At 56.6% G+C, this 11,687-nt stretch carries 8 protein-coding genes; 3 read left to right on the plus strand and 5 right to left on the minus strand.

The features are described from left to right. Window positions 1-12: 12 nt before the first annotated feature. Together K325_RS0106580 and K325_RS0106585 are read right to left on the minus strand one after the other, a co-directional pair. Window positions 13-411, minus strand: a complete 399-nt coding sequence (locus tag K325_RS0106580) for a hypothetical protein (protein WP_029653473.1) — start codon at window positions 409-411, stop codon at window positions 13-15. A 161-nt stretch (window positions 412-572) separates the two neighbouring features. Beyond that, a complete protein-coding gene (locus tag K325_RS0106585; RefSeq protein WP_029653474.1) occupies window positions 573-2,093 on the minus strand; it encodes a bifunctional GNAT family N-acetyltransferase/carbon-nitrogen hydrolase family protein in 1,521 nt (506 codons plus the stop codon). A gap of 208 nt (window positions 2,094-2,301) precedes the next feature. On the opposite strand from K325_RS0106585, the gene K325_RS0106590 reads away from it, so the two are divergent. Beyond that, window positions 2,302-4,188, plus strand: a complete 1,887-nt coding sequence (locus K325_RS0106590) for a methyl-accepting chemotaxis protein (protein ID WP_029653475.1) — start codon at window positions 2,302-2,304, stop codon at window positions 4,186-4,188. A gap of 10 nt (window positions 4,189-4,198) precedes the next feature. Here the strand turns inward: K325_RS0106590 and K325_RS0106595 are convergent, their stop codons facing one another. Then, window positions 4,199-5,131 carry a hypothetical protein gene (locus K325_RS0106595; RefSeq protein ID WP_029653476.1) on the minus strand — a complete coding sequence of 311 codons (933 nt, stop codon included), beginning with the start codon at window positions 5,129-5,131 and terminating at the stop codon, window positions 4,199-4,201. A gap of 183 nt (window positions 5,132-5,314) precedes the next feature. Between K325_RS0106595 and K325_RS0106600 the strand changes: the two genes are divergently transcribed. Then, a complete protein-coding gene (locus tag K325_RS0106600; RefSeq protein ID WP_029653477.1) occupies window positions 5,315-5,869 on the plus strand; it encodes a PaaI family thioesterase in 555 nt (184 codons plus the stop codon). On the opposite strand, the gene recQ is transcribed toward K325_RS0106600, so the two are convergent. Beyond that, a complete protein-coding gene (gene recQ / locus K325_RS0106605) occupies window positions 5,853-7,730 on the minus strand; it encodes a DNA helicase RecQ (RefSeq protein ID WP_029653478.1) in 1,878 nt (625 codons plus the stop codon). The genes K325_RS0106600 and recQ overlap by 17 nt on opposite strands. Window positions 7,731-7,898: 168 nt before the next feature. Between recQ and K325_RS0106610 the strand changes: the two genes are divergently transcribed. Beyond that, on the plus strand, window positions 7,899-9,104 hold the full coding sequence (locus K325_RS0106610; RefSeq protein ID WP_029653479.1) for a 1-acyl-sn-glycerol-3-phosphate acyltransferase: 1,206 nt from the start codon (window positions 7,899-7,901) through the stop codon (window positions 9,102-9,104). Window positions 9,105-9,107: 3 nt separating this feature from the next. Here K325_RS0106610 and glgP read toward each other — a convergent pair whose 3' ends face one another. Continuing rightward, complete coding sequence (gene glgP, locus K325_RS0106615; RefSeq protein WP_029653480.1) at window positions 9,108-11,660, minus strand: alpha-glucan family phosphorylase; 2,553 nt, start codon at window positions 11,658-11,660, stop codon at window positions 9,108-9,110. Between the last annotated feature and the right edge of the window lie 27 nt (window positions 11,661-11,687).

Consider the following 11,687-nt stretch of genomic DNA (forward strand, 5'->3'; position numbering starts at 1 on the left):
AAGCAACGGGTATCAAGCCATTTGGCGCATGCTGGAAGCGGGGCCTGGGCCCCGCCGGGATTTCAGACTCTGCTTTTTTAGCAATACTTCCCTGATGCGCCTGAGTTTATCGGAAACCGGCGATCCATCCCTGCCGTCAAGCTCAACAAAATCAAGGGAGTAAAAGAAGTTGCTACAGTGCTTTCTCTTTTCCGTCACGAGCCCGGTGACCCCTTCAGCCCGGATTTCCTCAAAAGGCATATCCATGATCAGATCGAGTACAACCGTGTCGCCGGGGTCAAACAATTTGTCTGTTTTCATCACGCAGCCGTAGCTGTCGAGTTCGTAAAGTCGCGCTTCGACGGTTTCCTTGCGAAAAATGCCATGGCGGATGCGGAAACGCGCGACCAGATCCGGTAATTCTTCGTTCATGGAACGCTTTCTCTGCAATTGGGATCGGCCAGATAGTGTGAACAGTAATTAAACAATAGACTGGGCGTTCATTTTTAGCAATGCCGTCAGCCATCTACCGTACTGCTTTCATGGAAACGGTCAAGGTTTGGCCCCGTTTGCCGGGGGCCGAACCCGTCCGGTTATCGTGTTTTCAGCTCGTAAAGATCAACACGTCGATCTTTCAGATTGGTGACAGAACCTTCGTTACGGACCAGCTTGAGTTTTTCCAGATCCATGTCTGAGAACATGATCATTTCGGTATTCGGTGTAGTTTCTGCCATCACCGCATCGTGGGGGAAGGCAAAATCCGAAGGGGAGAATACCGAAGACTGGGCATACTGAACATCCAGATTTTCAACTTTGGGCAGGTTGCCCACGCTGCCGGTGATCACCACATAGCATTCGTTTTCAATCGCCCGGGCCTGGGCGCAGTGGCGAACCCGAAGGTAGCCGTTCTTGGTGTCGGTCCAGAAGGGCACGCAGATAATGTCTACATCCTGATTTGCGGCTATGCGGCCAAGTTCCGGAAATTCGATGTCGTAGCAGATGAGGATCGCAACCCGTCCGGCGTCGGTTTCAAACACCTGGAAACGGTCACCACCTTCAATCACCCAGTCCCGGCGTTCGTGGGGGGTGATGTGAACCTTCCGCTGCTCATCCACGCGGCCATCCCGATGGCAAAGGTAGGAGACATTGTAAACCCGATCGTTTTCAATCAGCGGCATAGAACCGGTGATGATGTTGATGTTGTAGCTCACTGCCATCTCAGACATTTCGTTCCGAAACTGCTCGGTGAACCCCGCCAGGAAGCGGATAGCCCGGGTCTGGTCCATCTGGTCGGTCAGGCCCATCAGGGGCGCGTTGAAAAACTCCGGAAACAGTGCGAAATCGCTTTTGTAATCGGAGAGCGCATCGACAAAATATTCCACCTGCTTCAACACCTCTTCAACCGAGGTAAACTCACGCATCTGCCATTGTACGGCCCCCATGCGTACCTGGGTTTTCTTCACATCAAGAACCGGAGAGGGCGGCGTGTAAAGGATGTTGCGCCACTCCAGCAGGGTCGCGTAGCCCAGGGATTTCTGGTCTTCCGGCAGGTACTTGTGCATTAACCGGGTAACCTGGAAGTCGTTGGAGAGCTGGAAGGTCAGGATCGGATCGTAGATGTCTTTCCGGTCAACACGCTGGATGTATTCTTCCGGCGTATATTGTTCTGCGTATTTGAAGTAGCTGGGAATGCGGCCGCCAGCCAGGATGGCCCTCAGGTTCATGGACCGGCACAACTCTTTGCGGGCTTCGTACAGGCGGCGGCCCAGCCGGTACCCGCGGTATTCCGGATCGATGAACACGTCGAGGCCGTAAAGCGAATCGCCATTGGGGTTGTGCCAGATTTTTTCGTTACGAAGGATCAGGTCGTCGTAGGCGTGGGGGTTGCTGAACCTTTCGTATTTCACGCAGACGGTCAGGGCCACGGCAACCAGCTGGCCATTGTCCTCAATGCAGATCTGCCCGTCCGGAAACTGCTCCACCAGAGCCTTGATGGTCTCCTTTGGCCAGGCCCCACCGATATCGTCGTATACCCGGTCCATCAGGTCCTGTAGCTGGTTGTAGTCTTCCAGGTTCAGGTTACGCAGATTCAGGTGCAATTCTTCGTGGGCCATTGATGACTCTCCATGGGTTGACGTGAAGTGCAGGGCAGCATTGCCCAACGCATTCTAGCAGAAGGGGCTCTCCATCACTCGTGCTGGCATCGCTTCGTGCACAGGGCGTTTACTAAAGTAATCCCGTTATCGGCCGACACAATCGGTAACGGCGAAACCGGACGTTGCGTCTTATCATAGCCGGTGTTCATCAGAAGGAGCTCCCACCGTGCAATTATCTTTCGGCCAGAAACTGCTAGCCGCAGTCGGCCTCCTGATCGTTGTGATCATGTCTGTGTTCACCCTGACCGCCGACCAGCGACTGCAGTCAACCACCAACACCTACGTTTCCGCGATGCTGGACGATGCCGTCAAACAGAGTACGGCGAGTATTGCCAACTGGCTCAACACTCGTCTGGATATGACAGAAGCCACGGCCTCATCGCTGGTTAACGTCCGCACAGACCGCATGGCCCGCAACCTGTTACAAGGAATGACAAACGGAAGTGCCGCCAAAGACGTTTACGTAGGCACGAACGATGGCCGGATGATCATGAGAACCCAGGAGACCGAACAGGCGCTGCCCGCTGGGTTTGACCCTCGCCAGCGCCCCTGGTACCGCCAGGCTATGACCGAGGGCCGTGCGTCGTTCACCGAAACCTATCAGGATGCCCAGACCGGCGAGACTGTCTTGTCGGCCATTGCACCCGTGGCATCCGGCGCCTTTCAGGGGGTAGTGGGCATGGATATCACGCTGACCGCCATTCAGGAACTGCTGTCGGCGATTACTCTTGGTGACGCCGGGTACGCGGTGCTTGTAACCCGGTCAGGCACTATCCTGTTTCATCCTGAGGAGGCGATGATTGGTAAAAACGTCCGGGATCTGCTCGGTTTCGCTCCGTCGCTCGATGGCGCGCCAGCGCAGTTCGAGCGTGAGGACGCCACCTGGAACATCGCATTTTCCCCGATCTCCGATGCCCGAAGTGTCGATTGGTATATGGCTTCGGTGGTCAACTGGGACAAGATCAATGCACCCGTCGTTGAGGCACGCATGACCGGGCTGAGTATTGCCGTTGCGGGCCTGCTGATTGCGTTGGCGTTGCTGCATCTTGGCATTCGGGCACTGATGGCGCCGGTGCGTGGCCTGAACCTCGCCATGTCTGACATTGCCTCTGGCGAGGCTGATCTGACCCAGCGACTGGACGATTCCGCAAAAGATGAGTTCGGGCAACTTGCTGCCAGCTTCAACACCTTTGTTGCAAACATTCAGCAGGTGGTGAAAGAGGTTAAGGAACGCAGTGAGGAGCTGACCGGAGACGTAACGTCATTACGTCAGACATCCAGCGATAGTCGCGCCAGCGTGGAGGGGCAGCAGCATGAAATCGACATGATCGCGACCGCGATTAATGAGATGTCGGCAGCGGCGAGTGAAATTGCCCAGAATGCCCAGCAAACCGCTGAGGCGGCAGAAAATGCGGATCAGGAAAGCCGGGGCTCCGTGGAAACCGTGTCGGCATCCCGCGACGCCGTTCAGAAGCTGGCGGGCGAAATCAATGCAGCGGCGGAGGTGATTGATACCCTTGGCAACGACGTGTCTGCGATTACAACCGTGCTTGAGGTGATTCAGGGAATTGCGGAGCAAACCAACCTGCTGGCCCTGAACGCGGCGATTGAAGCGGCCAGAGCGGGTGACGCAGGCCGTGGGTTTGCGGTGGTGGCGGATGAGGTAAGAAACCTTGCCCAGCGCACTCAGTCGTCGACGGAAGAGATCAATAACATGATCGAGCGCCTGCAAAAGGGGGCGCACAACGCGGTAGAGGTGATGAAGGCATCCACAGCGGTGTCCAATGTCAGCATGGAAAAGGCTCAGGATGCCATGGAGTCCTTGAATCGCATTGTGGAAGCCATTACGGCCATCAGTCAGATGACGTCCCAGATTGCCACAGCGTCAGAGGAGCAGACGTCCGTGACTGAAGAGCTCAATGCATCGATTACCCGGATTGCGGACCAGGGCCAGGAGGCAGCGAAAGCTGCCAGTGAGAACGACGTATACAGCGGCCACATTGAAGCGATCGGTGTTGCCCTGAATGACAAGGTCAGTCGTTTCCGGGCTTAGGGCCAGCCACTCACTGTTCCACCGTCAAAAGCTCTACCCGCCGTTTGAGGTTTTCCAGGGTATGTCGGCCCACATACCCTGAATCCTCGCTCAGGTAAGGGTTCTCCAGGGTGATGACCGAACGCCGGTCCAGCCCGAGGCTGGCGACGGCGTTGCCGAACCAATTCCTCAGATACACAGCAAAACTGCCATCCAGAATGGCCCGCTCCAGCCCGAGTTCCAGCCGCTGTGCGGTCTCGTGGTCGCTGGGGGAGACAAACAGATACGATGGCATGGCGTAGGCCAGGAGGATGTTTGGCTCAATAGCCAGATCGTCGGCCTTGTTATGCTGCAGGTCGAACATCACCTCGCTGACGCCCCGGGCAAAACAGTCGAACCGACGGTTGCGCAACATGCCGAACAGGATTTCATAGCGCGTGTGGGTGATCACCGATAGCCCATTGGCCTCAAGGATCGGGGTGTCTGGCCAATGAGCCCCCTGGCCAATGCTGATCCCGCGCTTTCGCATATCGTCCAGACTGGTAATGCCGTCGAAACGACTCAGATTCTCTGGCAGCACCAGGCACACACGAAACCCCAGCAACCCGCCATCGACCGGCACCGGGATCGCATTCAGGAACAGCTCGCGCTCCTCGGAAGTCGCTACGTTGGCAATATCCAGAATCCGGCTCTTGGTATTGCCCAGTTCCCGAAGCGCTCGCCCCTGGCTCAGCTCTTCGCTACGAACAATCCGATATGCGCCATACTCCGGAGTTTTGCGAAGCGCGAGTTCAACCAGATTCCGGATAGCCGGGTTGTCGAAGTTGCGGTACCACAGAATGTATTCTCGGACGGCGCTCGCTTCTGTGTCGGAGGCCGCAACGGCAGCAGGCAGTAGCTGGAGGCAGGCTAGCAGAGCACACAGCGGCCACAGCCGCCTGGTAATCAGGGTGAATGTATACAACGCAGAGTCCTTTGCATGGTGTACGGCTTAGAGCTGAGAAAACTTAACAGACTATTCTTATAGCTTAGTTCAGATAACGGGAGCGCCAACGAACAGTTTTCAAAAAATCGCTAAAAGTTGCTTGAAGTCGCAGAAACAGGCTGTAAGTATCCCTTCTTAAACAAAAAAGCAGGGTACAGTTTCATGGCACTTATCGATTCTTTGATTGGCACCGCAGGCCAATGGGTTGCGTCTTCCAACCCTAAAGCGACGCTGGCACAACCTCTGGATTGGCTCAGGAAAACCGGCAGCTATGCGGCGGTAAACCGGATCATTGGCATGGCCATACCCTTTGCCACCCGAAATAACTTCAGTGTGGAGGAGCTCCGGCCTGGTTACGTTAAAGCCCGGATACGCCTTAAAGGCAACAAAAACCATTTTGGCAGCCTGTACGCCGGCGCCTACTTTCTGGTGGCGGAAATCCCCGGTGGTGTCCTGACTCTGTTTGACCTTGGGCCGAATTACACGCCAATCCTGAAAGAGATGACGCTGGAGTTTCTGCAACCGGCAAATTCAGACGTTACGGTGGAGTTTGCTCTGTCACCAGAGGCGGTGGCGGGTATTCTGGCTGACGCTGACTCAACCGGGCGGGCCAAATTTACTCTGGAGGGGGTTCTGAAAGACGAGGAGGGCAATCATGTTGCCAATTCGGTTGCGCACTACCGGGTACGCAAGAAAGGCTTCACGCCTCAGGGCTGAGTGAGCGAAGGGTTTCCAGGAAGACGTCGCCATATTTTTCCAGTTTGGCGGCACCTACGCCACTCACCTCGGCCAGCTCTTCCCGTGTGGCAGGCCGACGTTCGAGCATCGCGAACAGGGTAGTGTCGTGGAAAATAACGTAGGGAGGCACGCCCTGCTTATCGGCGAGGGCTTTCCGGCAGGCTCGCAGAGCATCCCAGCCCGCATGGTCGGTAATCTGGTCACGCACATCCTGGCCACTTCGCCGGCCGCCGGATGATTTGGCGCCTGCGCCTTTGCGAGCCACCGGATCTTTTCTCAGCTCAATGGCCTGCTCTCCCTTGAGCAGGGGGCGGCAACGCTCGGTCAACTGCAAGGCCCCGTAACCCTCGGGGTCGGCTCTCAGGTAACCGTTAGCCACCAATTGCCGAAAAACCGACTTCCATTCGTTGGCGGATAATTCCTGTCCAATGCCATAGGTGGTAATGGCCTGGTGTCCGGATTGCAGAATACGCTCGTTTTCAGACCCTCTGAGCACATCAATGACATAACTCACGCCAAAGCGCTGCCCGGTCCGATAGACGCAGGACAGGGCCTTCTGAACGGCTACCGTCCCGTCCCAGGTTTCCGGAGGGGTCAGGCAGGTATCGCAATTGCCGCAAGGGGCTTCAAGGGAATCGCCAAAATAATTCAGCAACACCTGGCGCCTGCACTGAGTAACTTCACACAGCCCGAGCATGGCATCTAACTTCTGGCGTTCGACCCGCTTGAACTGGTCGTTGCCCTGAGAGGCCTCCAGCATCTGGCGGAGTTTGATGACATCCTGAAGGCCATAGACCATCCACGCCGTTGATGGTTTCCCATCCCGGCCAGCGCGGCCGGTTTCCTGGTAGTAGGCTTCCAGGCTTTTGGGCAAGTCCAGATGCGCCACAAACCGCACATCCGGTTTATCGATACCCATACCAAAGGCAATGGTGGCCACAACAATCACGCCATCTTCCCGGAGAAAACGCTCCTGATTGCGGGCTCGCTCCTCGGCACTCAGGCCCGCGTGGTAGGGGAGTGCGGTGTAGCCTTTACTGCTCAAAAGGCGAGCAGTGGCGTCCACTTTATTTCGGGACAGGCAATACACGATCCCGCAATCTTCTTGATGTTCAGCATGAATGAAGTCCAGCAACTGTTTGTTTGCATTCGTTTTTGGAGTTATCCGATACTGAATGTTTGGCCGGTCAAACCCACTGATGAAGTGGCGGGCCCGGGTCAGTGACAGGCGTTCGGCAATTTCCTTACGGGTGCGCTCGTCGGCGGTGGCGGTCAGCGCGATGCGGGGAATGCCAGGGAACTCGCTGGCGAGCATGCTCAACTGAAGGTAATCTGAGCGGAAATCATGCCCCCACTGGGATACGCAATGGGCTTCATCAATGGCAAACAGCGACAGAGAGGCGTTGTGCAACAGCTCAATGGTGCGGGGCTGAATCAGGCGCTCCGGGGCACAGTACAGCAAATCCAACTCACCCGTTGCCAGCGCATACTCGGTAGCCCGGGCCTGCTCATAGTCCATTGTCGAGTTCAGAAACGCGGCTTTTACACCCAGCTCCCGAAGCGCGGCCACCTGATCCTGCATCAACGCAATCAGAGGCGAGACAACCACGGCGGTCCCCGGGCGGACCAGCGCCGGCACCTGATAACACAGGGATTTACCGCCGCCCGTTGGCATCAGAACCAGGGCATCGCCGCCGCTGACCACTTCGTTAACGATGTCACCCTGTAGCGGGCGGAATGCCTCATAGCCAAACACTTCATGCAGCACCTGTTCCGGGCTTCTGCCGGCGGAAGTCGGTCGCTCGCTGGTCAGTTGATCGAAGTCCTGGTCGGTGTACATTCAGTGGTCGGCCTTTGGGGAATAGAGGGAACGGCGGGATTCTATCAGATCCTCGGGATTGTTTGGTCAACTGGCCATTAGGGTGGAGGAAAACCGGGAAGAGAAAGGATACAATAGCGCCCCTTTCAAGATACTCTGATCAACGCTGCGAACAACAACAGGGCTTGCATGCAGGAATTTGACGCAATCCGTCCCTATTCGGATGAAGAAACCGCACCAACCATCCAGCGGTTGGTGAATGACCGGGATTTCCTCGATATGGTTGGCCGGTTTAAATCGCCAGCCCTGGCAAAATGGGCGCCCAGCGTTCTGAGGTTGTTTATTCGCCGCTGGCTGATCAGCCATTTCGGGCATTACAGCCGTGTGGATGACCTTCAGGCGGGGGTGTCCCAATACGTGGGTGAACTGGTTGAGAAAACCACCACGCGAGTCACCCACAGTGGGCTGGAAAATCTGAACAAGAATACGGCTCATCTGTTTATCTCAAACCACCGGGATATCGTGTTTGACCCGATGGTGGTGAACTACCTGCTGTTCCAGAATGGGTTTCATACCACTCGCATAGCGATTGGAGACAACCTGCTCTCCAACCGGGTGTTTGCAGAGATGATGCGGCTCAACAAGAGTTTCGTGGTTCGCCGTAACATCACCAGCCCGCGGGAAATGCGAGACGCTTATCTCACACTTTCCGGTTTCATCAATCACAGCATTGAAACCAATCACAGCATCTGGATTGCCCAGCGTGAGGGGCGGGCCAAGGACGGGATTGACGCCACAGATCCGGCGATCGTAAAGATGTTTTACATGAGCCAGAAGAAATCCGGCCTGGGCTTCGATGAGGCCATGAACCGCTTGCGTATCGTGCCGGTCTCCATTGCCTATGAGTACGACCCTTGCGATGCCGATAAAGCAAAGGAGCTGGAAGTCCGTGCGCGGACCGGGGTGTACCAGAAGACGGAAGGCGAAGATACCGACCAGATCGTCAAAGGGCTGACGGGCTACAAGGGCCACGTGCACGTGCATTTCGGAGCACCGATTTCTGATTCACCCGACAACCCGAAGGCGTTGGCTGCCCGTATTGACCACGAAATGCATTCAAACTACCACCTGCACGCCTCCAATCTGGTGGCTTATCAAATGCGGGGCGTTCATCCCGAAAGTCATGAAATACCGGACAGCATCGGGGAAAGCGTGGTGACTGCAGAAACCTGGTCACCAGCAGATATGGAGGCGGCAACGGCAGAAATGGAGCGCCGGCTTGAAGCCTGTGCTCCGGCTATCCGCCCATACCTTCTCGACATGTACGCGAACCCGGTGGTCAATGCGCTGGCGGCCAGCAACCACCGAGAGCCTCTGGCTCCGATAGAGGACTGAGGTTCAGGCCCAGAGCATGGCGCCCATCTCCAGTGGATGGGTCAAGGCCTGGTGATACGGGTACATGCGAAGGCGGAGGGTCTGTAACCCGGGGTTTGGGGGTTGTATCTGTGTGGTGAACAGCGTTTTGCCGTCGATGCCTCCAGAGGGCGCCAGCAGGAACGCTTCCGGGCCCGGTTCCGCATGCGTACCGATACACTCGGGCGCCACCAGACATTCCACTCGTACATCTTCTGGCGCCAGCCCGTTCAGATCCACCGCGACCTTCAGTTCCACTGACTCGTCCCAGAAACAGCGATCGGTCACACAGCCGTGAACCTGCATGGATACCCGGGGCCACGCATGGCGAACCCGGGCCTTCCAGTCGGCCAGGTCGCGGGCCAGCCTGGCATCGTTCTCAATCAGCCGTAAGCCCTGGCGCGTGGCAGGACGATAATAGTGACGGACATAGTCCATCACCATGCGCTGGGCATTGAATCGTGGCGTTATTGTCTTCATCGATGCCTTGGAGCGAGCAACCCAGTCTTTCGAGTAGCCTTGGGAGGCGCGATTGTAATAGAGCGGAATGACCTCGTGCTCGAGGAGGTCAATGAGGTCCCGGGCCTCTTCCCGGTTGCGGAATTCAGCATCCAGCCCTGTATCTCTTGGGGTGATCGCCCAGCCGTTGGTTTTCTCGTAACCTTCCCCCCACCAACCATCAAGCACACTGAGATTGAGGGCACCATTCACTGCCGCCTTTTCGCCGGACGTGCCGCTCGCTTCTTTGGGGTATTCCGGGGTATTCAGCCAGACATCTACACCGCTGAGCAACCGGCGCGCCATAGCCTGATCATAATCTTCCAGAAGAACGATATGGCCGATCAGGTTCGGCTGCAGGGACAGATCGTGGATGACTTTGATCAGCTGCTGGCCGGGCTTGTCCTGCGGATGCGCTTTGCCGGCAAACACCAGTACCACTGGCTGATCTGGCCGGGTAAGTAATCGTTCCAGTCTTGGGAGATCCGAAAAGATCAGGGTTGCGCGTTTATAGGTGGCAAACCGGCGGGCAAAACCTATAACAAGAGCGTCCTGTTCCGGCGAGACCAGCTTTCTGGTCATCCGCTCGGTGACTGAATGTCCGGTTCCGTTACGAGTGTGCTGGCGCCGGAGTCGTCGAACGATGAACTCAGCCATCTGCTGTTTCAGGGCTTTGTGCACACTCCAGTAGTGATAATCGGGAATACGGTCGACAAACTGCCAGAACTCCCGGTTTCTCAGCTCACTTTTCCAGGTGGGTGCCTGAATATTGAACAGGCTTGCCCATTCCGGAGCGAGGAACGTTGGCACGTGAATGCCGTTGGTGATGTAACCAATGGGATTCTCTCCGAAAGGAATCTGGGGCCAGATATCCCCTTCCATCTGTGAGGCGACCGCGCCGTGAATCCGGCTAACCCCGTTATGAAATCGGGACCCGCGCAAGCCCAGACTGGTCATGTTGAAACTGTGATCACCGTTCTTGCTACCCAGTGCGAACACGTCCTGAAACTCCAGTCCGGCCTCTTGCAGATAGGGGCCGAGAAAATGCTCAACCAGATCTCGGGGGAAGATGTCATGGCCGGCCGGGACGGGGGTATGGGTAGTGAACAAGGTAGACCCCGCCACCCATTCCAGAGCGGCGCCAAAAGGCAAGCCATTGGCCATAGCCATGCGGCAACGCTCCAGAATCTGGAAGGCTGCGTGGCCTTCATTGATGTGCCAGGCGGTGGGGTTGATTGAAAGCTTGTGCAAGACCCGAGTGCCGCCAATACCCAGCAACATTTCCTGGCTGATCCGGGTAGCGGAATCGCCCCCATACAACTGCAGCGTAAGATTCCGGTCTTCTTCGCTGTTTTCAGGGGTGTTGGTGTCCAGAAGATACAGAGAAATATGGCCGACCCGGGCCAGCCACACCCGGGCCTGCACATCCCGGCCCGGGAACGGCACCGACACTGTCAGGGGAGTACCGCCCGTTTCCACCAGGGTGATTGGCAACTCGTCGCTGGAATGGCACTGATAGCGGGCAATCTGATGGCCATGGGCGTCGATGGTCTGAATAAAGTAACCCTGCTGGTACAACAGGCCGACCGCCACAAACGGCAACCCAAGGTCACTGGCCGCCTTGCAGTGATCACCTGCCAGTATGCCGAGGCCACCTGAATAAATCGGGAAGCTTTCGTGAAATCCGAATTCCGCGCAGAAATAGGCCACCAGGCTATCGCTCGGGTTCAGAGCCTCCAGAACTTCATTGCCGGGTTCGGATTCGAGGTAGGCCTCGTAAGCCGACACCACCCGGCGGTACTCCGCCAGAAACGCCCGGTCCTCGGCCGCCTCATCCAGCCTCACCTGAGCGACTCGGCGCAGAAATACCTTTGGGTTGTGTTCAACTTTCTGCCACAACCTGAGATCGATTCTGGCAAACAGGCTCCGCACCCCATGATTCCAGCTGTAAAACAGGTCGTTGGCCAGAACATCCAGTTGCGCCAGAACCTCAGGCAGCCTGGGGCGAGCTTCCAGGCGGAATTCGGTTGCCCTATGCATGGTATTCGCCTCCTGTTTACAGGTGTC

This window comes from Marinobacter daepoensis DSM 16072 (assembly GCF_000421165.1).
GTDB lineage: Bacteria > Pseudomonadota > Gammaproteobacteria > Pseudomonadales > Oleiphilaceae > Marinobacter > Marinobacter daepoensis.

Coding starts and splice junctions, on each gene's coding strand:
- K325_RS0106580 (WP_029653473.1), bottom strand. CDS start 411: ATGAACGAAGAATTACCGGATCTGGTCGCGCGTTTCCGCATCCGCCAT.
- K325_RS0106585 (WP_029653474.1), bottom strand. CDS start 2,093: ATGGCCCACGAAGAATTGCACCTGAATCTGCGTAACCTGAACCTGGAA.
- K325_RS0106600 (WP_029653477.1), top strand. CDS start 5,315: ATGGCACTTATCGATTCTTTGATTGGCACCGCAGGCCAATGGGTTGCG.
- recQ (WP_029653478.1), bottom strand. CDS start 7,730: ATGTACACCGACCAGGACTTCGATCAACTGACCAGCGAGCGACCGACT.
- K325_RS0106610 (WP_029653479.1), top strand. CDS start 7,899: ATGCAGGAATTTGACGCAATCCGTCCCTATTCGGATGAAGAAACCGCA.
- glgP (WP_029653480.1), bottom strand. CDS start 11,660: ATGCATAGGGCAACCGAATTCCGCCTGGAAGCTCGCCCCAGGCTGCCT.